The 23,107-nt window shown below is 72.5% G+C and carries 23 protein-coding genes; 11 read left to right on the top strand and 12 right to left on the bottom strand.

Annotation, left to right across the window (positions count from 1 at the left end; all coding sequences use genetic code 11):
• Positions 1-13 precede the first annotated feature (13 nt).
• Positions 14-226, top strand: coding sequence for a ferredoxin (locus OG521_16720; protein ID WUW22354.1), 213 nt, complete (start codon positions 14-16; stop codon positions 224-226).
• Between the two features lie 13 nt (positions 227-239).
• On the opposite strand, the gene OG521_16715 is transcribed toward OG521_16720, so the two are convergent.
• On the bottom strand, positions 240-932 hold the full coding sequence (locus tag OG521_16715; GenBank protein ID WUW22353.1) for a pyridoxal 5'-phosphate synthase: 693 nt from the start codon (positions 930-932) through the stop codon (positions 240-242).
• 151 nt (positions 933-1,083) lie between these two features.
• Between OG521_16715 and OG521_16710 the strand changes: the two genes are divergently transcribed.
• Both OG521_16710 and OG521_16705 read left to right on the top strand, forming a co-directional pair.
• Complete coding sequence (locus OG521_16710) at positions 1,084-1,362, top strand: type II toxin-antitoxin system prevent-host-death family antitoxin (protein WUW22352.1); 279 nt, start codon at positions 1,084-1,086, stop codon at positions 1,360-1,362.
• Entirely contained in the window at positions 1,355-1,759 is a 405-nt protein-coding gene (locus OG521_16705) for a type II toxin-antitoxin system VapC family toxin (GenBank protein WUW22351.1), read from the top strand. Before OG521_16710 ends, OG521_16705 begins: the two co-directional genes overlap by 8 nt.
• 33 nt (positions 1,760-1,792) lie before the next feature.
• On the opposite strand, the gene OG521_16700 is transcribed toward OG521_16705, so the two are convergent.
• Positions 1,793-2,974 (bottom strand): acetyl-CoA acetyltransferase, encoded by a 1,182-nt coding sequence (locus OG521_16700; GenBank protein ID WUW22350.1) that lies wholly within the window; start codon positions 2,972-2,974, stop codon positions 1,793-1,795.
• A gap of 165 nt (positions 2,975-3,139) precedes the next feature.
• Here OG521_16700 and OG521_16695 point away from each other — a divergent pair, with 165 nt between their 5' ends.
• Positions 3,140-4,375, top strand: a complete 1,236-nt coding sequence (locus tag OG521_16695; protein WUW22349.1) for an acyl-CoA dehydrogenase family protein — start codon at positions 3,140-3,142, stop codon at positions 4,373-4,375.
• A complete protein-coding gene (locus tag OG521_16690) occupies positions 4,375-4,887 on the top strand; it encodes a nitroreductase family deazaflavin-dependent oxidoreductase (GenBank protein WUW22348.1) in 513 nt (170 codons plus the stop codon). The genes OG521_16695 and OG521_16690 overlap by 1 nt, the downstream gene beginning before the upstream one ends.
• A 124-nt stretch (positions 4,888-5,011) precedes the next feature.
• On the opposite strand, the gene OG521_16685 is transcribed toward OG521_16690, so the two are convergent.
• Positions 5,012-5,659 (bottom strand): TetR/AcrR family transcriptional regulator, encoded by a 648-nt coding sequence (locus OG521_16685; GenBank protein WUW22347.1) that lies wholly within the window; start codon positions 5,657-5,659, stop codon positions 5,012-5,014.
• Positions 5,660-5,981: 322 nt separating this feature from the next.
• Between OG521_16685 and OG521_16680 the strand changes: the two genes are divergently transcribed.
• Together OG521_16680 and OG521_16675 are read left to right on the top strand one after the other, a co-directional pair.
• A complete protein-coding gene (locus tag OG521_16680; GenBank protein WUW22346.1) occupies positions 5,982-6,782 on the top strand; it encodes a VOC family protein in 801 nt (266 codons plus the stop codon).
• 178 nt (positions 6,783-6,960) lie between these two features.
• Positions 6,961-9,345, top strand: coding sequence for a PQQ-binding-like beta-propeller repeat protein (locus tag OG521_16675; protein ID WUW26699.1), 2,385 nt, complete (start codon positions 6,961-6,963; stop codon positions 9,343-9,345).
• Positions 9,346-9,602: 257 nt separating this feature from the next.
• Here OG521_16675 and OG521_16670 read toward each other — a convergent pair whose 3' ends face one another.
• Positions 9,603-10,292, bottom strand: a complete 690-nt coding sequence (locus tag OG521_16670; protein ID WUW22345.1) for a hypothetical protein — start codon at positions 10,290-10,292, stop codon at positions 9,603-9,605.
• A 242-nt stretch (positions 10,293-10,534) separates the two neighbouring features.
• Between OG521_16670 and OG521_16665 the strand changes: the two genes are divergently transcribed.
• Positions 10,535-11,089, top strand: a complete 555-nt coding sequence (locus OG521_16665) for a hypothetical protein (protein WUW22344.1) — start codon at positions 10,535-10,537, stop codon at positions 11,087-11,089.
• A 24-nt stretch (positions 11,090-11,113) separates the two neighbouring features.
• Here OG521_16665 and OG521_16660 read toward each other — a convergent pair whose 3' ends face one another.
• Genes OG521_16660 through OG521_16650 form a run of 3 tightly spaced genes read right to left on the bottom strand, consistent with a single transcriptional unit; the run spans position 11,114 to position 13,505 of the window.
• Positions 11,114-11,896, bottom strand: a complete 783-nt coding sequence (locus tag OG521_16660; protein ID WUW22343.1) for an enoyl-CoA hydratase/isomerase family protein — start codon at positions 11,894-11,896, stop codon at positions 11,114-11,116.
• Positions 11,897-11,902: 6 nt separating this feature from the next.
• Positions 11,903-12,343 (bottom strand): OB-fold domain-containing protein, encoded by a 441-nt coding sequence (locus OG521_16655; GenBank protein WUW22342.1) that lies wholly within the window; start codon positions 12,341-12,343, stop codon positions 11,903-11,905.
• A gap of 13 nt (positions 12,344-12,356) precedes the next feature.
• Complete coding sequence (locus tag OG521_16650) at positions 12,357-13,505, bottom strand: lipid-transfer protein (GenBank protein ID WUW22341.1); 1,149 nt, start codon at positions 13,503-13,505, stop codon at positions 12,357-12,359.
• A 116-nt stretch (positions 13,506-13,621) separates the two neighbouring features.
• On the opposite strand from OG521_16650, the gene OG521_16645 reads away from it, so the two are divergent.
• Positions 13,622-15,181, top strand: a complete 1,560-nt coding sequence (locus OG521_16645) for a FadD3 family acyl-CoA ligase (GenBank protein ID WUW22340.1) — start codon at positions 13,622-13,624, stop codon at positions 15,179-15,181.
• 64 nt (positions 15,182-15,245) lie between these two features.
• Here the strand turns inward: OG521_16645 and OG521_16640 are convergent, their stop codons facing one another.
• The 3 genes from OG521_16640 to OG521_16630 all read right to left on the bottom strand — a co-directional run bounded on the left by OG521_16640 (position 15,246) and on the right by OG521_16630 (position 18,946).
• Positions 15,246-15,413, bottom strand: coding sequence for a hypothetical protein (locus OG521_16640; protein ID WUW22339.1), 168 nt, complete (start codon positions 15,411-15,413; stop codon positions 15,246-15,248).
• A 192-nt stretch (positions 15,414-15,605) separates the two neighbouring features.
• A complete protein-coding gene (locus OG521_16635) occupies positions 15,606-15,779 on the bottom strand; it encodes a hypothetical protein (protein WUW22338.1) in 174 nt (57 codons plus the stop codon).
• A gap of 200 nt (positions 15,780-15,979) precedes the next feature.
• Positions 15,980-18,946, bottom strand: a complete 2,967-nt coding sequence (locus OG521_16630) for an NB-ARC domain-containing protein (protein WUW22337.1) — start codon at positions 18,944-18,946, stop codon at positions 15,980-15,982.
• Positions 18,947-19,179: 233 nt separating this feature from the next.
• On the opposite strand from OG521_16630, the gene OG521_16625 reads away from it, so the two are divergent.
• The gene (locus tag OG521_16625; protein WUW22336.1) at positions 19,180-20,412 is read left to right on the top strand and encodes an amidohydrolase; all 1,233 of its coding nucleotides are present in this window, start codon (positions 19,180-19,182) and stop codon (positions 20,410-20,412) included.
• Positions 20,413-20,457: 45 nt separating this feature from the next.
• Here OG521_16625 and OG521_16620 read toward each other — a convergent pair whose 3' ends face one another.
• Together OG521_16620 and OG521_16615 are read right to left on the bottom strand one after the other, a co-directional pair.
• Positions 20,458-21,285, bottom strand: a complete 828-nt coding sequence (locus OG521_16620; protein WUW22335.1) for a MerR family transcriptional regulator — start codon at positions 21,283-21,285, stop codon at positions 20,458-20,460.
• Positions 21,286-21,549: 264 nt separating this feature from the next.
• On the bottom strand, positions 21,550-21,753 hold the full coding sequence (locus OG521_16615) for a cold-shock protein (protein WUW22334.1): 204 nt from the start codon (positions 21,751-21,753) through the stop codon (positions 21,550-21,552).
• A gap of 353 nt (positions 21,754-22,106) precedes the next feature.
• Here OG521_16615 and OG521_16610 point away from each other — a divergent pair, with 353 nt between their 5' ends.
• Positions 22,107-22,985: a menaquinone biosynthesis protein gene (locus tag OG521_16610; GenBank protein WUW22333.1), complete on the top strand. Its 879-nt coding sequence runs from the start codon at positions 22,107-22,109 to the stop codon at positions 22,983-22,985.
• The last annotated feature ends 122 nt before the right edge of the window (positions 22,986-23,107 follow it).

Genomic DNA, 23,107 nt, shown 5'->3' with positions numbered 1-23,107 from the left:
AGAACGGACGGACATGCGCGACGAGACGGAGACCGGCATCGCGATCGGGATCGACAGGGACGTCTGCATCGGGGCCGGGCAGTGCGCGCTCGTCGCGCCGAAGGTGTTCACCCAGGACGACGACGGGCTCAGCGAGCTCCTGCCCGCGTCCGAGGACGACCTGGCGGGCCCGTTGGTCGGCGAGGCGGCCCGCGCCTGCCCGGTGCAGGCGATCACGGTGACCTGAGGTGGAGGAGGGGTCAGGGCCAGAGCAGCTCCCGCACCCAGGGTCCGGCCCCGGCCCCGTCCTCCCGGCGGTAGCGCAGCCGTACGTGCCGCCGCCGGGCGTCGCCCTGGAAGAACTCGACCTCGCGCGGCTCGACGACGTACCGCGTCCAGCCGGCGACCTCGGCATCCGGCTCCGCCCCGGCCCGCCGCCAGGCGGCGTCGGACGCCCGGTCGAGCTCCGCCGTCGAACCCAGCACCTCGCTCTGCCGCCCCACCAGCGCCGAGGCCAGGGCCCCGGTCGAGCGGGCGTGCAGATCGGCGCGGCTCTCGGCGGGTGAGCAGGCGGTGACGGGGCCCCGGACCCGGACCTGCCGGCCCTGCGAGGGCCAGTAGAGGCCGAGCGCGGCATACGGGCGGGCGGCCAGCTCGCGGCCCTTCGCGCTGGTGGCGTGCGTGGCGAAGTGCCAGCCCGCCTCATCCGCGTCGTGCAGCATCAGCGTCCGCACATCGGGCAGCCCCTCGGCGTCCACGGTGGCCAGCGACATGGTGTGCGGCTCGGCCTGCCCGGCGGCGACGGCCTCGGCGAACCAGGTGTGGAAGAGGGGGAGGGGTGCGGAGGGCGCCGTGGCCGGTTCGAAGGCGGGCAGCTCGACGTCCCAGACGCGCTGGGCGTGGAGCAGGTCGAGGAAGGCGCGGTGTGCGGCGGAAGCCGATGCGTCGGTCATGTGGCCATTTCACCTGGCGCGGCGGAGTCCGGGGAGGCCGGGCCGGATCCCGCGCCACCGGATTTCGCCCGGTTGCCCGGCGGGCCGGGTGCGGCGATGGCAGGGACCGATTGCTGTAGCACACCGAGACACAGGGGGCTACGCTGGTCGTATGAAGACCATCACGCAGCGGGAATTCCGGAATCGGTCCGCGGACGTCATGAACGCCGTGGAGGAGGGCGAGATCTTCCACATCACGCGTAACGGGGTAGAGGTCGCGGAACTCCGGCCGCTCACGCGCAAGCGGAGCCTGAGTGCGGAGGAGCTGGTGGCCCGGCACAGGCGGCTGCCCCGGGTGGACGGCGCGTTGATGCGTCGCGAAGCGGACGAGCTGTTCGGTGACGAGGACCGGGCCGGGGACGACGATCCCTGGGAGCGGACGCGTGGCTGAGCGCTACCGTGCGGGGGTCCTCGACACCTGCACGTACATCGACCTCGACCTGTTGCGCGCCGAGGATCTTCCTGCCTTTCCGGCGCTCACCGCTGTGACGATGGCCGAACTCCAGCAAGGTGTGGCGATGGCCGGGGATCCGGCCGGGCGGGCGGCGCGGATGGAGAAGCTGGGGGCCGCCGTGGCCGACTTCGAGCCGCTGCCCTTCGACGGGGACGCGGCTGTTCGTTACGGGAGCATGGTGTCCCTCGTCGTCGCAGCCGGCCGCAACCCTCGTCCCCGGCGGATGGATCTGATGATCGCTTCCATCGCCTCGGTCAGGGGGCTGCCGCTCTTCACGCGTAACGCGGACGACTTCAAGGGTCTGGAAGGTGTGCTCACCGTCGTCGCCGTGTGAGTCCGCGCCGGAAGCCCGTGGCGCCCCGCCCCCTCACCCCCGCCCCAGCACCACCGTCCCCGACGAGCAGAACCAGCCGCCCGTGCCCGAGGCCACCGCCAGTTCCGGCAGCCGGCCCCCGGCCTTGACGACCTGGCGGTCCCCGGCCTCGCCGCGCAGCTGGCGGACCGCCTCCACCAGCAGGAACAGTCCGCGCATCCCCGGGTGGCAGGCGGACAGGCCGCCGCCGTCCGTGTTGACCGGGAGTTCGCCGGTGAGGCCCGTGCGGCCCTTCTCGACGAACGCGCCGCCCTCGCCCTTCGCGCAGAAACCGAGGTCCTCCAGCGTCACCAGCGTCATGTAGGTGAACGCGTCGTAGATCTCGGCCAGATCGATGTCCGCGGGCCGCACCCCCGCCCGCTCGAAGGCCAGGCGGCCCGAGACGGCGGCGGGGGAGACGGTGAAGTCCTCCCACTCCGACATCGTGGAGTGCGAGACGTGTTCGCCGGTGCCCAGGATCCAGACCGGGGCCTTCGCCGTGTCGGGCACGTACTCCTCGGCCGCCAGCAGCACCGCACAGCCGCCGTCGCTGCGGATGCAGCAGTGCAGCTTGGTGAAGGGGTCCGCGATCATCGGGCCCGACAGGACCTCGTCGACCGTGACCGGGGTGCGGAACATCGCGTCCGGGTTGGCCGCCGCGTTCGCCCTGGCCTGCACCGCCACCTCGGCGAGCTGCTCCAGGGTGGTGCCGTACTCGTGCATGTGGCGGCGGGCGGCCATCGCGTACTTGGCGATCAGCGAGTGCCCGTACGGCACCTCGAACTGGAGCGGGCCGCGGGCGCCGAAGGAGAGGTTCGACGTGCGGCGGCCCGCCTTGATGTCCGCCCGGGCCGTCGACCCGTACACCAGCAGGACGGCGTTGGCCCGCCCCGCCGCGATGGCGTCCGCCGCGTGGGCCGCCATCACCTCCCAGGTCGATCCGCCCACCGAGGTGGAGTCCACCCAGGTGGGTCTCAGGCCCAGGTACTCGGCGACCTCGACCGGGGCGAGCGTGCCGAGGCCCGCGGAGGCGAAGCCGTCGACGACCGACCGGTCCAGGCCCGAGTCGGCGAGCGCCCGGCGCGCCGCCTGGGCGTGCAGGGCGTACGGGGTGGCCGTGTCGACGCGTCCGCAGTCGGCGAGGGATATGCCGACGACAGCGACCTTGCGGCGGGGAGAGGACGTGGCAGGCAGCATGAATCTGACGGTACATCAGATACGGGGAGGGTGAACATCACTGAAGGGAGGGGATCTTGTGGTCCGTGTCGCTCTGCGCGACTCTGGGAATCTCACCGCTTCACCCCTAGCATGACGGCCCGTCAGATCAGAGGCCGTCGGCCTCTGAGGGGAAGGAGCCCGACGATGGATGCCGCCTTCACCGCGGAACAGGACGAGATCCGCCGCACCCTGCGCGACCTGCTGGCCAGACGTGGCGGACCCGGCGGGGCCGTGGACGCCGCGGCGACACCGGACGGATACGACACCGCGCTGTGGCGACGGTCCGCCCGGGAGCTCGGGCTGCCCGGACTCGCCCTCCCGAAGGAGTACGGCGGCGGGGGCCGCGGCCCGGCCGAGCTCGCCGTCGTCCTGGAGGAGGCCGGCCGGGCCCTGCTGCCGTCCCCGCTGCTCGCCACCACCGTGCTCGCCGCACCCCTGATCCTCGCCCTCGGCACCGCGGAACAGCGCGCCGCCCTGCTGCCGTCCATCGCGGCCGGCGAGCTCACCGCGGCCCTGGCCGTGCCCGGCGGCTCGCTCTCCACCGCCCTCGGTCTCACCGGCGACCCCACCGGAGGCGCCTGGGCCGGCGGTGGCCGGGCGGGCGGTGTCCAGGCCCGGCCGGCCGGCGGCGACGGCGGCTGGCGGCTGTACGGGGAGGCATCCCAGGTGCTGGACGGGCACAGCGCAGGACTGCTCCTGGTCGCCGCCCACACCGGCGGCTTCCCGCGCAGCCGCACCCTGTTGTTCCTGGTCAGGACCGACGGACCGGAGGCGCCCGCCGGGCTCGTCCGCACCCGTCAGGACTCGCTGGACGAGACCCGGCCGCTCGCCCGCGTCCAGCTGCGCGACACCGAGGCGGCGCTCCTGGGCGCCGACGACGCCGTGGACGCGACGGCGGCCCTGGCCGCCGCCGGGCGCACGGCCGCCGTCGCCCTCGCCGCGGAGGCGGCCGGAGCGGCGGCGAGCGTGCTGGAACGGGCGGCCGGCCGGCTGGAGGCGCGCGAGGCCTCCGGCCGGGTGACCGGCGCCGCCGAAGCCGTGAAGCTCCGCCTGGCCGACCTGTACGTACGGGTCCAGTCGGCCAGGTCCGCCGCCCACTACGCGGTCCTCGACCCCGAATCCGGCGGGCTCGCGCTCGCCCAGGCGCTGGAGGCGCTGCGGATCACCACCGCCGAGGCCGTACAGCCGCACGGCGGCGGCTTCGCCGGGGAGCAGGAGGCGCAGCTCTACTTCAAGCGGGCCGCCGCCGACGAACTGCTCCTCGGCCCCGTCCACCGGCTCCGCGACCACGCGGCGCAGCGGGCCGGGCTGTTCGGCCGGGAGCGGCTCGGCGGGCGCGCGGCCGGGCCCGGACCGGCGGCCGGGCAGGTGGCGGTCTGATGGCGCCCGGCGTCCGGCTCGTCCAGAAGGTGTCCGCGACCCGGGTCTTCGCCCGGATCGCCCCGCACGTCGTACCCGCCATGGACCGCACGGTCCACCGGCTCACCCGCGGCCGGGTGCTGCTCAGCGCGCAGATGCTGCCGGGCGTCGTGATGACGGTCCCGGGAGCGCGCAGCGGGCAGCCCCGGACCACCCCGCTGGCGTGCATGCCGCAGCCGGGTGACGGCGAGGGGGGCGGGGACAGCTGGGTCCTGATCGGCAGCAACTTCGGCCGTCCGGGGCATCCGGCCTGGACGGCGAACCTGCTGGCGCATCCGGAAGCGGCCGTCATCAACTGGAAGGGCCGCGACATTCCCGTACGCGCGAGGCTGCTGGCGGGGGAGGAGCGGGCCCGGGTGTGGCAGGCCGCGCTGAAGTTCTGGCCGCCCTATGCCGCGTACCAGTCCCGGATCGAACGGGAGATCCGGTTGTTCCGGTTGGATCCGTTGGAGGGGCGCGGCGGTCACGAGTGAGGTGGACGGGCGTCCGGATACACCGACGGCGGACCACCTGCGTGGTCCGCCGTCGGTGAGACAGGACCTGGGGTGCCCGGGATCACCGCGCGTCACCCAGTACGAGGGAAATCCGGCGCGGGCGCTACTTCGTCGGCTTCTTGCCGGTGATGCCCAGATGCACCAACAGCGCCAGGTTCGGCCGGAGTTCCGACTGCTTCACGCCCCAGGTGGTGAAGCCCTTCTGGTGCGAGGCGACGGCGGCCAGCATCGCCACCAGGGATCCCGCCATCGCCGCGGGGCTGACGTCCTTGTCGACCTTGCCCTTGGACTGGAGCTCCTTCACCGAATCCGTAAGGGAGTTGGTGACGGAGTTCAGGATCTTCATGCGGATCTTGTAGAACCGCTTGTCGCCCTCGGCCGCGCCGAGGTCGACCACGCGCAGGATCGCGTCGTTGCGCCGCCAGAAGTCGAGGAATCCCTCGACGAGTTCTTCGGCGGTCTGCCATCCCGACTTGCCGACCCAGGAGCGCCCGGCGACCAGTTCGGTCAGTCCGGCACCCTCCTTGGCCATTTCTTCGGCGATTTCGAGGACGGCGCCCTCGACGTCGGGGAAGTACTGGTAGAAGGTCGCGGGTGAAGTCCCCGCCTTCCGGGCGACGTCGATGACTTTGACGTCCCGGTACGGCGAGGAGCTGAGCATCTCGCTGAGGCAGTCGAGCAGCTTCTGCCGCGTCGCCTGTCCGCGTCGACCGGCCACGCGGCCGTCGACGGTGCGTACTTGTCCTGTCATGCCGTCAGCTTACCGACGGGTGATCGGAGCGCGATTCGGCCGACTGCAAATGGGGAGCGCGGCAGGCGTGGTGGGGGGAGTGAGGCGGGAGTGGGGTGATATCGGGCGATGCGTCCCGCCGAGGCCCGGCCGGGTTCCCCACAGCTTGATTAGTGTTATCAACAGCCTGTGGATAACTTCCGTGGATAACTTTCCGTGACGTCCATGAGGGCGCTTCGTGCATCGAAAATATGTTCGCATCGGAGGTGCCGGTGCGCGGGCGGCCCGGAGCGCGGCTACTTTGGGTGTGACGAGCGTCACCACGACGGAAGGATCCGGGCCCATGGCCGCATTCGCGCAGTCCGCGCCGTGCTGGGTGGATGTGCAGCTCCCCGACCTCGAAGCGGGCAAGCGCTTCTACGGGGAGTTCTTCGGCTGGACCTTCCGGGCGGGCGACGGGCCGTACGCCGACGCGCTCAGCGACGGTGCCCTCGTCGCCGCGCTCGCCGCCAAGCAGGACGGCCGCATGCCGACCGCCTGGGGCATCTACTTCGCCACCGACGACATCGCCGCGTCCGTCGCCCGGGTCCGCGAGCACGGCGGCCAGGTGATCACCGACCCCGTCCGGGCCGGCCGCTCCGGGGTGCTGGCGCAGGCCGCCGACCCCGGCGGTGCCGTGTTCGGCCTCTGGCAGGCCGGTGAGCGCCAGGGGTTCCAGAAGCAGAACGAGCCGGGCTCCTTCTGCTGGACCGAGGTCTACACCCGTCAGAAGGACCGGGTCGACGCCTTCTACGAGCAGGTCTTCGGCTTCCGCTCCATGGACATCGACGAGCCGGGCGCCGGTGACCCGGGCACCGCGGAGTCCGGCGTGGACTACCGCATGTGGTCCCCGCCCGGCACCGAACCGGGGCCCGACACCGCGGTCGGCGGGCGCAGCGTCATCACGGACGGGCTCCCCGCCGAGATGCCCAGCCACTTCCTCAGCTACTTCACCGTGGCCGACTGCGACGCGGCGGCCGAGACCGCCGTCCGGCTGGGCGGCCGGGTCTCCGAACCTCCCTTCGACATCCCGTACGGGCGGATGGCGGTCCTCCAGGACAACCAGGGCGCCGTCTTCGCCGTACTTCAGGAACCTGTGTCCTGAAACAGGCGGAACGGTACGGGACACCCCGATCCGCCCCCGGGTTCGCAACCGGCGCCTCGGCCAGGAACAATCGGGGTGCGCACCGCCGGGTGGTGCCCACTGATGAGACGCTGCACACGGCGGGTTTTTCGCGGACCTCTCCTCACGGAGGTCCGTACGGGGAGGTGGCAGGCAAGTGGTGGAGCAGCTGACGCAGCACGACCCTAGGCGGATCGGCCCGTTCGAGGTGCTGGGACGGCTCGGGGCCGGCGGCATGGGGCTGGTCTATCTCGCCCGTTCGGCGTCGGGCCGGCGGGTGGCGATCAAGACGGTCCGTACGGAACTGGCCGAGGACCAGCTGTTCCGGGTCCGCTTCACGCGCGAGGTGGAGGCCGCCCGCGCGGTCAGCGGGTTCTACACGGCCGCCGTGGTCGACGCCGACCCGCGCGCGGCCGTGCCCTGGCTCGCCACCGCCTACGTGCCCGCGCCCTCCCTGGAAGAGATAGTGAATGAGTGCGGGCCGATGCCGACGCAGGCCGTGCGCTGGCTGGCGGCGGGCATCGCGGAGGCCCTGCAGTCCATTCACGGCGCGAAGCTGGTCCACCGCGACATGAAGCCGTCGAACGTGCTCGTCGTCGAGGACGGCCCGCGCGTGATCGACTTCGGGATCGCCTCCGGTGTCTCCAACACCCGGCTCACGATGACGAACGTCGCCGTGGGCACGCCCGCCTACATGTCGCCGGAGCAGGCGCGCGACTCGCGCAGCGTCACCGGCGCCAGCGACATCTTCTCGCTCGGCTCGACGCTCGTCTTCGCCGCGACCGGCCATGCGCCGTTCCACGGGGCCAACCCCGTCGAGACGGTCTTCATGCTGCTGCGCGAGGGCCCCGACGTCAGCGGTCTGCCCGACGACCTGCGGCCCCTCATCGAGTCCTGCATGCAGATGGACGCCTCGCTGCGGCCCAGCCCCGCCGAACTGCAGGCCCAGCTCTCCCCGCACCTGTTCGCCTCCGGCGACGACGACAGCGGCACGGCCTCGGCCTGGCTGCCGGCCGACGCCACCGCGATGATCGAGCAGCGCCGCGGCGGCGGCCGCGCGATCGCCGCCGCGCCGCCCGTCCCGCCCGCGCCCGTGGCGCCGCCGCCGCAGCAGTCGCCCGGTGCCGACTGGGACAACGCCTGGCGCAGCGGAGCCGAGGGGCAGCCGCCCGCCGCCCCCGCGCAGGCACCCGACGCGGGCGGTCCGGTGCGGCTGTCCGGCGCGCATGTGCCGATCGGTCCCGGCCCGCGCGCCCAGGACGTGCGCGCCTCGGCGGGCGCCGCCGAGGCCGGTCCGGCGACCGGGTGGGTGCGCCCGCCCGCCGGGGTGAACGGCGTGGCGGCGACCGCCCCGACCGCCCCCGTACCCGCTCCGGCGCACGCGCCCGACAGCGCACCCGCCGCCCCCGAGCGCTGGCGGCCCTGGCGGTTCCGGATGTCGAACGACGTGTGGGGGACCCCGGTCGTCGTCGGTGACCTGCTGTACGTCACCTCCTTCGAGGTGCACGCGCTGGACACCGGCAACGGGCGGCGCCAGTTCAAGACCCGGGACGTGGCCTGGGCGATGGCCGTGGACGGCGGCAGCATCCACGCCTCCGACGGCCCGTCGCTCTACGCCCTGGACGCGACCACCGGCACCGAGCGGTGGCGGCTGCAGTCCGACGCGTGGGTGTACTCCCTCAAGGCCGAGCGCGGAACGGTCCTCACCGGCACCCGGGGCGGCGGCGTCCAGGCGCGGGAGGCGTCCACCGGCGAGAAGCTCTGGGAGATCAACGGGGCGCAGACGGACTTCGAGACGGCGGAGGCCGGACCGGCGCTCCACGACGGCACGGTCTACGTCTGGCAGGACGCCCGGCTGCGGGCCCTCGACGCCCGCACCGGTTCCGAGCGCTGGTCCTACCCGGTCGGCGACGCGGCGTCCTGCGGCGGGGTTCCGGTCCGGGTGACCCCGGCGGCGGACGGCTACGTGTACGTCTCCGCCGGCACCCGGGTCCTGGCCGTGGACATCGCCTCCGGCCATGTGCGCTGGCACTTCGAGTCCCCGGCGGTCTTCCTCTCCCCGCCCGCGTTCGCCCCCGGCCCCGCGGTCACCGGCGGTGGCGTGTACCTCGCGGACTACCTCGGCACGGTGTACGCGCTGGACGCCTCGACCGGCAAGGACCGCTGGCGCATCGCCACGGAGTCCCGGCAGTCGATCGAACCGGTGCTGGTGGTGGCGGGCAACGTGCACGTCGGCAGCGGCAGCGCGCTGTACACGCTGGACGCGGTCACGGGCACCCCGAAGTGGCGGTTCGCCGCGGGTGGCGAGGTGGTGGGCGCGCCGGTCGTCGCCGACGGCCGCGTCCACTTCGGCTCGGCGGACCACGTCCTGTACACCCTGGACGCGGCGGGCGGCCAGCTCCGCTGGAAGCTGGCCACGGGCGGCGAGATCACGGGTTCGCCGGTGGCGCAGGGCGGGGTGGTCTATGCGTGCAGCAAGGACCGCTGCGTGTACGCGCTGGACGCGCTGAAGGGCACGGGCACGGGCAACCGGGCGCGGGCGTAGCGGGGCGCCCACCCCAGCCCGTCCGGCGTTTGAGGACGGAACCGTGGCTGTGGTGGCCGCCGCCCGGACGGAAAACGTCCACCTCCAGCCCGTCCGGCGTTTGAGGACGGAACCGGTGAGCGGGCGGGCGTCGCGAGAGGGTCCGGGGGCGCCCGGCGGCCGCTTCGTCCTCAAGCGCCGGACGGGCTGGACCTGGTGGCCGAATCGTCGTCATGCGCCGGACCGGCACGGTCGGGCGCCGGGCGCGCCGGTGACGGCTACCCCCGCGGGTAGCCCGGGGGACCCGGGCGGTCCGGCGGGTCCTGGACCGGGTACGTCGCGGTCGGCTCCGAGTCGGGATCCCGCGGCGGCCCCGAAGCCGGATCACGCGGCCCCGACGGCGGCCCCGGCGGGCCCACGTACGGGTCGGGTTCCGGCTCCGGCCACGGGCTCGTCTGCACCGACGGCCCCGGCTCCCGCGTCGGCGGCCACGTATCGGGATCCGCCGACCCCGGCGCCTCGTACGGCCGGTCGACCCGCTCGCGCCGCGGCCTTCCGCGCCGCCCCGACATCAGCGCCGCCCCCAGCAGCAGCAGCACCCCGCCGCCCGCCGCGCCCGCGACCCCCTGCTGGAGCCCGGAGCCGTCGCCCGCGATCGTCAGGCTGCCGGCCGCCTGCCCCTGGCGCACCATCCACAGCACCGTGAACCCGAGCACCAGCACGCCCGCGAGCGCGACCATCGGCCGGAAGCGGAGGACGACGCCCACGACCGCCAGCACCGCGGCGAAGAGGAAGGGCAGCAGGATCGAACCGAGCACGGCCGGGTGCGCCCCGGTGACACCGGTGAAGAGGTCGTCGACCCCGTAGTACCGCCCGAGGCGGCCGTCGTACCAGTCACGGAAGGGGCTCAGCACGGCGGCCGCCGCTCCAAGGAGAGCGACGATCGAACCGAGGACGTTACGGATCATCTCCGGACCTCCCGCGGGCGTGAGCGCCGCCGGCCGGCGACGCGGATCACCACCGCTCTCGACTCGACGCTACGCCCGGGGTATGCCCCTCGCCACCAGACGGACGATGACGAGACTGTGACAGGGCCATGACCGGGCCGCCGGACGGGGCCCGCCATGCTGTGCGTTACGGTGTCGCGCGGCCGCCCGCCTGCCGGGCCGGCCGCGGCACAGACGAAGGACAACACAAGGGGGACGTACCGATGGTGCGGCAACACGTGAAACTGACCGTGGTCCTGGTGGCGGTGGTGCTCGCGCTCACCGGCTTCTCCAGCTCCAGCCACGGCGGCAAGGGCGGCAAGAGCCGGAGCGGGAAGAGCAAGTCGAGCAGCAGCAGCGGCGGCGGGTGCTCCAACTCCAAGAAGAGCAACGGCACCTACCACGACACCGACTACGACGACGATGACGACTACAGCTCGTCGAGCAGCTCGTCCGGCTCCACCTACGGCACCCCGACCCCCACCGCCACCGCGACGGACGCCCCGCAGGCGTACGTCTTCCGCTGCGCGGCACCCCGCAAGGGCAAGCGCAAGGCCGTCACCACCTCCACCGTCCGGCTCACCGCGAACGCCGTCGGCAGCCACACGTACGAGGTCGACGTGAAGTTCCTCGACGCGGTCGGCAACACCGTCGACACCGGTGAGGCCACCGTGCAGGCGGACGGCGGCGACACGAAGACGGTCTCCGTCCGGATGGCCAGCCCGGGCAAGGTCTCCCGCGTGAAGAAGTGCGCGGTCACCGCCGAGCTCAGCTACTGACGGTCCGGGCCGGACACACCGCCCTCACCGCAGCCGGAACGTTCCGCCGCCGCCCCCGCCCCGCCCCCTGAACAGCTCCGCCTGCCGCTCCGGCGTCAGGTTCCCGAGCGCGATCAGGTGCGGGGCATGGGCGAGCGCCTGCGCCCGGGCCGCCTCCCTGGCGGACCAGACGGCCCGCACCGTGCCCTGCACCGCCCCGGTCGGATACGAGGCGACGACGGCCGCCGCCCGCAGCGCCGCCGCCACCGCCTCACCGGGCGGGGTCACCTCGCTGACCAGCCCGGTCTCGTACGCACGCCGGGCCGTGACCCGTTCCGCCGTCCCCATCAGGGACATCCGGGCGACCTCACCGAACGGCATCCGCTGCGCCATCGAGATCGCCTCGTACGCGCTGACCATGCCGTACGAGGTGTGCGGGTCGAAGAACGTCGCCTCGTCGGACGCGATGACGAACTCCGACTCGCCCAGCAGATAGAACGCCCCGCCGCAGGCCATCCCCTCCACGGCCGCGATCACCGGCTTCCACAGGTCGTTGGCCTTCGGCCCGATCGCGATCAGCGGATCGTCGATCGTGTACGGGGACGAGGGCTGCGGCACGTCCACGCCCCGGTCGATCCCGGTGCAGAACGCCCGCCCGCCGGCCCCGGTGAGGACGACGGCCCGCACCTCGTCGTCGTACCGGAACGCCCGCCAGGCGGCGGTGAGTTCGGCGGCGGTCGCGAGATCGATCGCGTTGTGCTTCTCGGGCCGGTCCAGGGTGACCAGCGCCACCCCGGTCCCCTTGTCCGTCTCCGTGCGCAGCGCCATGACCCGTCACCGCTCCAGCAGCCAGCGGACCAGGGTCGCGTCGGGGGAGACGGGGCAGAAGACCGCCCTCACCGCCGCCCCGATCCGCAGCCGCGCCGGATCGACGGAGTTCAGGGGCGCGTCGGGCCCGCTGACCACGTTCCCGACCAGCCGGATCTCCGGGGCGTCGGCCAGTTCGACGACGACGGCGTTGTACGGGGCCTGGTCGGCGTACGCGGGGAGCAGCGGCGGATGCGGCAGCACGTACGACCAGATGCGGCCGCGTCCGCTCATCTCGCGCCACTCGCTCTCGAACGACTGGCAGTGCGGGCAGCACGGCCGGGGCGGGAAGCGGAGCCTTCCGCAGTCCGGGGCGGCGCACGCCTGGACGCGCAGTTCACCGCGGGCCGCGTACTCCCAGAAGGGTGCCCCGTCCTCGTCCACGACGGGCAGCAGCAGTCCATCCATCTCGGTCAGCTCCTCAGTTCCTCAGCAGTACGGCGGACGTGGGGACGCCCTCCCCGGCGGTGACCAGGCAGGTCGAGGCGTCCGGGACCTGGGCGGTGGAGATGCCGCGCAGTTGCTTCACGCCCTCGTTGATGAGGTTGAAGCCGTGTACGTACCCCTCGCTGAGCCCGCCCCCGCCGGTGTTGACCGGCAGCCGGCCACCGCTCTCCAGCGCCCCGCCCTCGGTGAACGCGGCGCCCTCGCCGCGCCCGCAGAACCCGTAGCCCTCCAGGGAGAGCGGGATGAGCGGGGTGAACGCGTCGTAGATCTGCGCCACATCGATGTCCTCGGGCCCGAAGTCGGCCTGCTTCCACAGCTGTCGGGCCGCGGCCCAGGCCGGGCCGGTGAGCGGGTCGTCGTTCCAGTAGTTGACCATCCCGTGGTGCTGGGCGGGCAGTCCCTGGGCGACGGAGTGCAGGTAGACGGGCTTCTGCCGGCAGTCGCGGGCGCGTTCGGCGGAGACGATGACGCAGGCCAGCGCCCCGTCCGTCTCCAGGCAGTTGTCGAAGAGGCAGAGCGGGTCGCTGATCCAGCGCGAGGTCATATACATGTCGCGGGTCAGCGGGCGCTCGTACATCACCGCGTCCGGGTTCTGGTTGGCGCGGTTGCGGCAGGCGAGCGCGACGTTGAAGAGGTGGTCGCGGGTCGCGCCGTACTCGTGCATGTACCGCCGGGCGAGCATGCCGATCTCGTCGGCGGGCCGCAGCAGCCCGTACGGGCGGGTCCACTGCGCGGGGGTGGGCAGCTGCACCGCGGTGTTCTTCCAGGGCCGCGGGCCCGAGCCCCGTTTCCGTGAGCGCCAGGCGACACCGACGCTCGCCTGTCCGGTCGCGACGGCGGAGGCCAGATGCGCGAGGGTCGCGCAGGAACCGCCGCCCCCGTACCCCACCTTGCTGAAGAAGGTGACGTCACCGGCCCCGATCGCCTTGGCGACCTCGACCTCGTCGGTCTCCTCCATCGTGTACGAGGAGAACGCGTCCACCTCCGACGCGGCGATGCCCGCGTCGTCGAGCGCCGCGACGATGGCCCGGCAGGCCAGGGTCTTCTCCGACTCGGGCAGGTGCTTCGCGAAACGCGTCTGCCCTATCCCGGCTATCGCCGCCTTGTCCTTGAGCGTCGCCACCCGCCACCTCCGAGGCCGTCATGACTGCTGACAGCGGAGGAGGCTACAGCTAATCTGACGGATAGTCAGCTACGGGGCGGCCATGGCGTTCCGGTTCGACGGCGGGAGGGCACGAGATGCGCGGCGACGAGGAATGGTCCACGGTCCCCAGCCTGGTGAGGGCGGCGGCGAGCCGGTACGGGGACCGGGAGGCGGTGGCCGACGGCCGCACCCGCGTCACGTACGCGGAACTCGGCGAGCGCGTGGAGCGGGCCGCTGCCGCGTGCATGGCCTCGGGGGTGGAGCCGGGGGACCGGGTCGGGATCTGGGCGCCGAACACCCTGGACTGGATCGTCTCCGCGCTGGGCGCGGTGACCGCGGGCGCGGTCCTGGTCCCGCTCAACACCCGCTTCAAGGGCACGGAGGCGGCGTACGTCCTGGAGCAGAGCCGCGCGAAACTGCTCTTCGTCACGGGCACCTTCCTGGGGACGTCGTACGTGGCGTCCCTGCGCCGGTCCGAGGTCGAACTCCCGCACCTGGAGACGGTGGTGGTGCTCGCCGACTCCGCCCCCGCCGACTACGTCACCTGGAAGGACTTCCTGGCGGCGGGGGAGCGGATATCCCCCGGGCAGGTCCGCACCCGGGCCGCCACGATCGCCCCCTCGAATCCCTCCGACATCATCTACACCTCGGGCACCACGGGCCGCCCCAAGGGCGCGGTCATCAGCCACGCGCAGACCCTGCGCTGCTACGCGATCTGGAGCGAGCTGGCGGGCCTGCGCGAGGGCGACCGCTATCTGATCGTGAACCCGTTCTTCCACACCTTCGGCTACAAGGCGGGCATCATCGCCTGCCTGATGCGGGGGGCGACGATGGTCCCCCAGCCGGTCTTCAACGTGGACACGGTCCTCGCGAACATCGCCGCCGAACGCATCTCGGTCCTGCCCGGCCCGCCCACGCTCCACCAGTCCATCCTGGACCACCCGGCCCGCGCGAACCACGACCTCTCGGCCCTGCGCCTGGTGGTGACGGGCGCCGCGGTCGTCCCTCTCCAGCTGGTGAACCGCCTGCGCACGGAACTCGACATCGCCACCGTCCTGACCGCCTACGGCCTCTCCGAGGCGAGCGGCATCGTCACGATGTGCCGCCAGGGCGACCCGGCGGAGGTGATCGCCGCCACGTCGGGCCGCGCGATCCCCGGCACGGAACTCCGTGTCCTGGGCGCCCCCGGCACCCCCGGCGAGATCCTGGTCCGCGGCTTCAACGTGATGCGGGGCTATTTCGAGGACCCGGAGACGACGGCCGCCACGATCACCTCGGACGGCTGGCTGCACACCGGCGACGTCGGCGTCCTCGACGGGGACGGCAACCTGAGGATCACGGACCGGATCAAGGACATGTTCATCGTTGGCGGCTTCAACGCCTACCCCGCGGAGATCGAACAGCTCCTGGGCCTGCACCCGGACGTGGCGGACGTCGCGGTGATCGGCATCCCCGACCCCCGCCTGGGCGAGGTCGGCAAGGCGTACGCGGTGCGCCGCCCGGGCGCCACGGTGACGGCGGACGACCTGATCGCCTGGTCGCGGCGGGAGATGGCGAACTACAAGGTGCCCAGGGCGGTGGAGTTCGTCAGCGAGCTCCCGCGCAACGCGAGCGGCAAGGTGGTGAAGGGGGAGCTGCGGGGCGGGCGGGGGTAGGGGAACGGCACGGCGGAGGGGCCCGGGCCGGGGTGGCTCGGGCCCCTCCGCCGTGCCGGCCGGTTCAGCTCGCGTGCGCGTCCTGCGGGGTGGCCACGCCGGTGTCGGCATCCTGAGTCGTGACCGGGGTGTCGCCGCTCGCGTGGGCGTCGGCCAGGGCGGGACACGCGCCGCCGATGCCGAGGGCCACGGCGAACGCGGCGGCGACGAGCGTCTTCTTGGTGCGAGTCATCTCAACTCCTGCGATGGGAGCGAACTTCCGGACGTGGAGTGACGCTAGCGACGGGACCGGCGGCGGCGGTACCCCCTGGCGGGAAGCGGCCCCCACGCTGACGCGATCGCGTGGGCCGTCCCTGCCCGGACACGCAGCGGCCGCGACGGCTCCCCCTCCGCGCCGCCGCGGCCGCTCCCCGTGCAGGTTGGACTAGTTGGCCGGCTCGCTCGTGGCGTGCGCGTCGGTCGGCTTGGCCGGCTCGGACGTGGCGTGCGCGTCGGTGGGCTTGGCCGGCTCGGACGTGGCGTGCGCGTCCAGGGTGGTGATCTCCTCGCCCGTCGCGTGCGCGTCGGTCGGCTTGAGGCTGTCCTTGTTGGCGGCCATGAAGGTCAACTCCTGAAAGTGTGGACATATGGATTGGGCCGGCCCGCCCGGCTGTTCCCCCGTGGACTGCCGGGCGGGCCTTCCAGGGCCGTTCACCTTAGTGGTGAGGCCGCACGCCGATCCGTCTGCCCCCCGACGCGGCGGATCGATGAGTAGAGAGTGGCGTGCCGCGATAAACGATTGATGAACGCCCGACAAGGTCAGGCCACGGCAGTCGGGTTGACGAGTGCACGGACCGATTCGGCCTCCGGGGAGCCGAGCGTATCGAAGATCGTCAGAGCCTCGTTCCAGCAGACCTGCGCACGGTCCGTCTGCCCGATGGCCGCCAGTGCCTGACCGAGCACCGTCAGCACGTTGGCCCTGCGCCAGTCCCCGCCGATGCCACGGAGCACGGCCAGCGCCTGCTCGGCGTGGGCCGCCGCCTGAGCCGCCTGCTGTTCGGCCATGTGCAGCTCGGCCAGCCGGAAGAGCGTCATCCCGTGCCACAGCCGCTGGCGGCTCTCGCGGAAGATGTGCAGGGCCTCCAGCAGGACGTTCTGGGCCCGGGAGGTCTGCCTGCTGCCGATGAGGGCGAGCCCGAGCGCGTACTTCCCGTTCGCGAGCCGGAGCGCGAGACCGGTGGTGTCGTCCTCGTAGATCGCGACGCCCCGCTGTGCCAGCTGGACGGCGCTCGGGGTCCGGTCCGTCGCGAGGTGCACACGCGAGAGGTTGCAGAGCGCCGATGCCTCGCCGGGCTTGTTGCCGTCGGCGCGGAAGGCCGTCATGGCCTGCGTGAGATGCGACTCCGCGTCCTCGTGGCGGTTCTCGTAGAGCGCGATGATCCCGCGCTGGTTGGGCGCCTGCCCCAGCGAGACCGGGTCGCCGGCCAGTTCGCCGAGCCCCAGGGCCCTCATCGCTTCGGCCTCCGCCTCGGTGAACCGGCCCGAGACGCTGTGGACGTGGGACAGCATGGTGCGGGCCCTGGCCTCGGCCTGCGCCTCGCCCGCGGCCTCGGCGGCCTCGGCCACGGCCGTCGCGGCCGTGGCGAACTGGTGTGAGTTCGCGCCCGACTCACCGAGGTCGACCACCGCCATCAGCAGGTCGGATGCGCGCCGCGGCATGCCGATGGCGGCCGACTGGCGGGCGCAGGCGAGCAGTCCGCTGGACTCCGTGAACAGCCAGTCCAGGGCGGTCTCGCGGACCCGGAAGGCAAGGCCCGGGTAGGACGTGGACGAGAAGTGATCGAGGACCCGCTCCCCCGGCCGCTCCAGTGCGTAGACCCCCGCGGCCGTCGCCAGATAGAAGTCCAGCAGCCGCGACAGCGCCAGTTCCTTCTCCTCCGGCGGCTGTTCGTCCCGGTCAGCGCACGAACGCGCGTAGAGGCGGACCAGGTCGTGGTAGCGGTAGCGGCCCGGGGCCGCCGACTCCAGGAGGGACGTGTCGACCAGGGCCTCCAGGAGGTCCTCCGCCGTGTGCGCCTCCAGGTTCAGCAGCGCCGCCGCAGCCGCCAGGGAGATGTCCGGGCCGTCGGCGAGGCCCAGCAGACGGAAGGCGCGGGCCTGGGCCGGTTCCAGCTGGCCGTAGCCGAGTTCGAAGGTGGCCTTCACCGCGAGGTCGCCCGCCTGGAGCTCGTCCAGCCGGCGGCGCTCGTCCGCGAGCTTCGCGGCCAGGACCGAGACCGTCCAGGTGCGGCGGGCCGCCAGCCGGGAGGCCGCGATGCGGATGGCCAGCGGGAGGAAGCCGCACGCGGCGACCACGTCGAGCGCCGCCTCGCGTTCGGAGTTGATGCGCTCCTCGCCCACGATCCGGGTGAAGAGCTGGAGCGCCTCCTCGGGCGACATCACGTCCAGGTCGACCAGGTGCGCGCCCGCCAGGTCGACCATCCGGACCCGGCTGGTGACCAGCGCCGCGCAGCCGGCCGTGCCGGGGAGCAGCGGGCGGATCTGGGCCGCGTCGTGGGCGTTGTCCAGGAGGACCAGGATGCGGCGGCCGTCGAGCGTGGAGCGGTAGAGCGCGGCGCGTTCGTCCAGGGAGTCGGGGATCGCCGAGTCCGCCGTGCCCAGCGCGCGCAGGAACGCGCCGAGGACCGTCTCCGGCTCGGCGGCGCGGGCGCCCGCGCCCTGGAGGTCGACGTAGAGCTGGCCGTCCGGGAAGTGCGGGCGGGCCTGGTGGGCGACGTGCACGGCGAGGGTCGTCTTGCCGACGCCGCCGATGCCCGCGAGGGCGGAGACGGCCATGACCGAGCCCTCCGCGGTGGCGAGGCGGTCGCCCAGTTCGCGGACGAAGGAGTTGCGGCCCGTGAAGTCGGAGACCGTGGCCGGGAGCTGCGCGGGGCGGAGCGGTGCGGCGGCCGGCGTGGGTTCGTCGGCCGGGCGGGCCAGCTCCTCGTCGGCCCGCAGGATGCGCTGCTGGAGCGCGGCGAGTTCGGGGCGCGGGTCGACGCCGAGTTCCTCGGCGAGCAGCCGCCGGGTGTCGGCGTAGACGGCGAGGGCCTCCGCCTGGCGGCCGCTGCGGTACAGGGCCACCATCAGGAGCTCGCGCAGCCGTTCGCGCAGCGGGTGCGCGGCGGTGAGCGCGGTCAGTTCGGAGACCGCCTCCGCGTGGCAGCCGACCTCCAGGTCCAGATCGAGACGGGTCTCGGTGAGCTGGAGCCGCCACTCCTCCAGCCGGGTCCGCTGGTACTCCGCGTACGGCCCGGGGACGGAGGCCAGCGCCTCGCCGTCCCAGAGGGCGAGTGCCTCGTTCAGCAGCGCCCTGGCCCCGCAGCGGTCGCCCGACGCCCTGGCCTTCTCCGCGTCGGCCGCCCGGTCCTGGGCCACGGTCAGGTCGAGCGCCCCGGGCCCGATCCGCATCGCGTATCCGCCGGAGTCGCTCGCCAGGGTCAGCGGGCCCAGGGTCTTGCGCAGGCGCGAGGCGTAGGTGCGTACCGCGGCCAGTGCCTGGGAGGGCGGGTCCTCGCCCCAGATGGCGTCGATGAGTTCGGCGGCCGTGGCTGTGCGGCCGCCTCTCAGGAGCAGGGCCGTCAGCAGGGCGCGCTGCTGCGGCGAGCCGCACGGCAGCGTCTCGTCGCCCCGCCCGGCCCGTACCGGACCGAGGAGGGAGAAACGAAGTCCGGCTTCCTCCACCGACCTCTGCTCCGGGACGCGCTGCTCCGGAACGCGTACCCGTGGTCCGTCGGCACGGCCCATTGCTGTCTCCTGTCCTGCTCTGTGCGCTGCCCGGCACGATGGCACATGTCCGGATTCCTTCGAGGCCATCCGGATTGCTCCATACCGTTGGTATCGCCGTCAACAGTCTGCCTTGTGAACGGGGCGCGCGTCAGCAGTGGGTGACTCTCTGCACAAGCCCTCGACAACGATTGTGGAACGGGGCCCCGTCCAGATAGCTGACGGTTCGTCAGATCGGCGCTACCGTGGGACGCATGGAGACCTTCCCGAAGATCATCTCGGTGGACGACCACACGGTGGAGCCCGCTCATGTCTGGCGGGACCGGCTCCCGTCCAAGTACGCGGACTCAGGACCGCGCATCGTCCGGGCGCCGCTCAAGGAAATGACCTTCATGGGCGGCAAGTTCGCGCCCGTGATGGGTGCGAAGGGCGACGACGGCCCGATCGGCGACTGGTGGGTGTACGAGGACCTGCACCGCCCGCTGACCCGGCTCGACACCGCCGTCGGCTACGACCGCGACGAGATCAGGCTGGAGGTCATCACCTACGAGCAGATGCGGCCCGGTTCGTTCTCGGTGCCCGAGCGGCTGGCCGACATGGACGTCAACCACGTCCAGTCCGCACTGTGTTTCCCGACCTTCCCCCGCTTCTGCGGCCAGACCTTCACCGAGGCCAAGGACCGCGAACTCGGGCTGCTCGGGGTGCGCGCGTACAACGACTGGATGGTCGAGGAGTGGTGCGGGCCCGACGCGCACGGCCGGCTCATCCCGCTCACCCTGGTCCCGCTCTGGGACGCACAGCTCGCCGCCGACGAGGTCCGGCGCAACGCCGCACGCGGGGTGCGTGCCGTGGCGTTCTCCGAGATACCCCCGCACCTCGGGCTGCCGTCCATCCACACGGACGAGTGGGACCCGTTCCTCCGCGCCTGCGACGAGACGGGGACGGTGATCGCCATGCACATCGGCTCGTCCTCGAAGATGCCGTCCACCTCGGCCGACGCCCCGCCGGCCGTCGGCTCCACCATCACCTTCGCCAACTGCTGTTTCTCGATGGTCGACTGGCTGATGAGCGGCAAGTTCGAACGCTTCCCGAACCTGCGGATCATGTACGCGGAGGGCCAGATCGGCTGGATCCCGTACATCCTGGAGCGTGCCGACGTCGTCTGGGAGGAGAACCGGGCCTGGGGCGGAGTGGCCGACAAGGTCCACCGGCCGCCGTCGGAGCTCTTCACCGAGCACGTCTACGGCTGCTTCTTCGATGACGCCTTCGGGCTGAAGAACCTGGACGCGATCGGGGTGGGGAACGTCCTGTACGAGACGGACTACCCGCACTCCGACTCGACCTGGCCCAAGTCCCGCGAGGTCGGCGAGGCGCAGATGGGGCACCTGGACGCCGATGTCGTGGACCGCATCGTGCGCCGCAACGCGATCGACCTGCTCGGGCTGACCGACGACGGGCTCTGGGCGGGGCCCGGCACGGCGGTGTGAGAGAGGGGGTGAGGGGGCGGCCGGCCCCTCACCCCCCTCACCCGGTCAGGCCCGGGTGACCGGCTCCTGGAGTTCCGTCACCCACGCGTCCCGGTCCTCGGGGCACTCCAGGCTGACCTCGCGCGCATACCCCGCCGAGCGGTAGCCGCCGGCGTCGATCCACCGGGCCAGCGTCTGCACCGTCGACAGGACGCCGTCCATGCAGCCGCGGTGGACGATCGTCGCCGCCTCGAACGCGGGCAGCTCGACCACCGTCACACCGGTGTCACCCAGCGGCCCGGCCGGGGCCGAGACCGTCACCCCCGCGTGCACGACGACCGCCCCGCCGCCCTCCGGCACGTCCTCGTAGCGGGCGATCCCCGGGCCCGTCGGCACGACCCCGGCCTCGCCCAGCAGCGGGAACAGCCGCTCGTACAGCGGGCCGATCACCGGTGTGATGTCCTCCGGCGCGAAACCGGCGGCCACCTCGGTCAGTTCCGCGACCCGTACCGGCGGAACGCTCTTGATCACGACATCGTCCACGGACATGTGTCCCTCGCTCTCGATCGACCGGAGTCTCGCCTCGACCTGGGCCAGCCGCGCAGCCGCCGCGGCCATCGCCGCCTCCAGCTCCGAACGCCGCAGCCGCAGCATCCCGCGCAGCTCCTCGGAACCCACCTCGTCGTCGAGGACGGCCCGCACCTGCTGGAGCGTGAAGCCGAGGTCCTTGAGGGCGATGATCCGGTTGAGCCGGGCGAGCTGGGCGGCACCGTAGTGCCGGTAGCCGGTCGAGGGGTCGGTACGGTCGGGGTGCAGCAGCCCCACCGCGTCGTAGTGACGCAGCATCCGGGCCGACACCCGCCCGTACCGGGCGAAGTCTCCGATGGTGAACATGATGTCTCCCAGTGCACGGCCTCACACGGTGTCAAGGTCAAGCATCGCAACCCCCGGTCCGGGTGTGACGCGCGTCATGGGAACTCCTCGCCCGCCGCGGACGGCAACTGACGTGGAGCATTCCCTGAGAGCCCGGATACGGGCAGGCGACCCGGACGCGTTCGGCGGGAGGGGCACAGGCAGGAGCCCCGCTTCTCCGCCGAGGCGGAGGAGCGGGGCTCCTTGGGTACTGCATTACCGGCCGCGATCGGCCGACCCGGGCAACTAGGCCGGGGTGACGTTCTCAGCCTGCGGACCCTTGGGTCCCTGAGTGACGTCGAAGTTCACGACCTGGTTCTCCTCGAGGGAGCGGAACCCGGACGCGTTGATCGCGGAGTAGTGGACGAAGACATCCGGGCCGCCGCCGTCCTGGGCGATGAAGCCGAAGCCCTTTTCAGCGTTGAACCACTTGACGGTTCCGGTAGCCATAAGCCCTCCTTGGGCCAAAGGGTTGCCCTGCTCCAGAACCTGCAAAGAAGTCTGAAAACTACAAAAGCCTGCGGGTTACATGCTCCGCAGGCTCTGTACTGCAAGGGAAACCAAACTGCAACTTGGCGTTGAGCCTAGCACGCAGCCTGCGCCGAAGGGTAGAGGGAAAGATCACTTGACCCGGATGTTTGATTGACGTGCGGATGAGCGGACCGAGAGGCCCTTCCGGGTGGCTCGGAGGCCTCTCCGGACACCTCTCCCGCGGCCATTGCCGGGCACCCCGGAAGAGGGAGCGCGCCGCGCCGCGCGCCCCCGGTGAGGGCGCCGGCCGGTCACGGGTCTAGCCTCGCGATGTGGACAATTCAACCGTCTCAACCGTCGCAGGCGACGACCGTCGCAGCCGGCCGCGCGTCGGCCACATCCAGTTCCTCAACTGCCTGCCCCTCTACTGGGGGCTCGCACGGACCGGAACCCTGCTCGACCTGGAGCTCTCGAAGGACACCCCGGAGAAGCTCAGCGAGCAGCTGATCAGGGGCGATCTGGACATCGGCCCCGTCACCCTCGTGGAGTACCTGCGCAACGCCGACGACCTGGTCGCCTTCCCCGACATCGCGGTCGGCTGCGACGGGCCCGTCATGTCGTGCGTGATCGTGTCGCAGCGGCCGCTGGAGGACCTGGACCGGGCCCGGGTGGCGCTGGGTTCGACCTCCCGCACCTCCGTACGGCTGGCGCAGCTGCTGCTCGCCGAGCGGTACGGCGTCACCCCCGACTACTACACGTGCCCGCCGGACCTCGGCGTGATGATGCAGGAGGCGGACGCCGCCGTCCTCATCGGTGACGCCGCGCTCCGCGCCAACCTGCACGACGCCCCACGGCTCGGGCTCCAGGTCCACGACCTGGGCGCGATGTGGAAGGAGTGGACGGGACTGCCGTTCGTCTTCGCCGTCTGGGCCGCCCGCAAGGACTACCTGGCCGCCGAGCCCGACGCTGTCCGCAAGGTCCACGAGGCGTTCCTGGCCTCGCGGGACGTGTCCCTGGAAGAGGTCACCAAGGTCGCGGAGCAGGCGGCGCGCTGGGAGGCCTTCGATGCCGAGGTCCTGGAGCGCTACTTCACGACCCTCGACTTCCGCTTCGGGCCCGCGCAACTGGCCGGTGTCACGGAGTTCGCGCGCCGGACCGGCCCGACCACGGGCTTCCCGGCGGATGTGAACGTCGAACTCCTCGGCGGCTGAGGGCTTCGCCGGACATTCCGCTACGGCGGATGCCGGCGGTGCGGGCCGGGCCGGAATGCCCGGCCTTTCCGTTCCGCCGTTCCCGCCCTTCCCCGAGGGGAAGGCTCGGGCGGATGTGCGGA

Source organism: Streptomyces sp. NBC_01463 (genome assembly GCA_036227345.1).
Lineage (GTDB): Bacteria > Actinomycetota > Actinomycetes > Streptomycetales > Streptomycetaceae > Streptomyces.
This window is presented reverse-complemented; position numbering and strand designations above follow the sequence as displayed.

Coding starts and splice junctions, on each gene's coding strand:
- OG521_16660 (WUW22343.1), bottom strand. CDS start 11,896: ATGGCGCTGCGCACGGAGACGGACAAGGGGACCGGGGTGGCGCTGGTC.
- OG521_16635 (WUW22338.1), bottom strand. CDS start 15,779: ATGGCCGCCAACAAGGACAGCCTCAAGCCGACCGACGCGCACGCGACG.
- OG521_16670 (WUW22345.1), bottom strand. CDS start 10,292: ATGATCCGTAACGTCCTCGGTTCGATCGTCGCTCTCCTTGGAGCGGCG.
- OG521_16630 (WUW22337.1), bottom strand. CDS start 18,946: ATGGGCCGTGCCGACGGACCACGGGTACGCGTTCCGGAGCAGCGCGTC.
- OG521_16690 (WUW22348.1), top strand. CDS start 4,375: ATGGCGCCCGGCGTCCGGCTCGTCCAGAAGGTGTCCGCGACCCGGGTC.
- OG521_16640 (WUW22339.1), bottom strand. CDS start 15,413: ATGACTCGCACCAAGAAGACGCTCGTCGCCGCCGCGTTCGCCGTGGCC.
- OG521_16715 (WUW22353.1), bottom strand. CDS start 932: ATGACCGACGCATCGGCTTCCGCCGCACACCGCGCCTTCCTCGACCTG.
- OG521_16615 (WUW22334.1), bottom strand. CDS start 21,753: ATGGCTACCGGAACCGTCAAGTGGTTCAACGCTGAAAAGGGCTTCGGC.
- OG521_16700 (WUW22350.1), bottom strand. CDS start 2,974: ATGCTGCCTGCCACGTCCTCTCCCCGCCGCAAGGTCGCTGTCGTCGGC.
- OG521_16695 (WUW22349.1), top strand. CDS start 3,140: ATGGATGCCGCCTTCACCGCGGAACAGGACGAGATCCGCCGCACCCTG.
- OG521_16685 (WUW22347.1), bottom strand. CDS start 5,659: ATGACAGGACAAGTACGCACCGTCGACGGCCGCGTGGCCGGTCGACGC.
- OG521_16720 (WUW22354.1), top strand. CDS start 14: ATGCGCGACGAGACGGAGACCGGCATCGCGATCGGGATCGACAGGGAC.
- OG521_16655 (WUW22342.1), bottom strand. CDS start 12,343: ATGGATGGACTGCTGCTGCCCGTCGTGGACGAGGACGGGGCACCCTTC.
- OG521_16625 (WUW22336.1), top strand. CDS start 19,180: ATGGAGACCTTCCCGAAGATCATCTCGGTGGACGACCACACGGTGGAG.
- OG521_16665 (WUW22344.1), top strand. CDS start 10,535: ATGGTGCGGCAACACGTGAAACTGACCGTGGTCCTGGTGGCGGTGGTG.
- OG521_16645 (WUW22340.1), top strand. CDS start 13,622: ATGCGCGGCGACGAGGAATGGTCCACGGTCCCCAGCCTGGTGAGGGCG.
- OG521_16680 (WUW22346.1), top strand. CDS start 5,982: ATGGCCGCATTCGCGCAGTCCGCGCCGTGCTGGGTGGATGTGCAGCTC.
- OG521_16710 (WUW22352.1), top strand. CDS start 1,084: ATGAAGACCATCACGCAGCGGGAATTCCGGAATCGGTCCGCGGACGTC.
- OG521_16620 (WUW22335.1), bottom strand. CDS start 21,285: ATGTTCACCATCGGAGACTTCGCCCGGTACGGGCGGGTGTCGGCCCGG.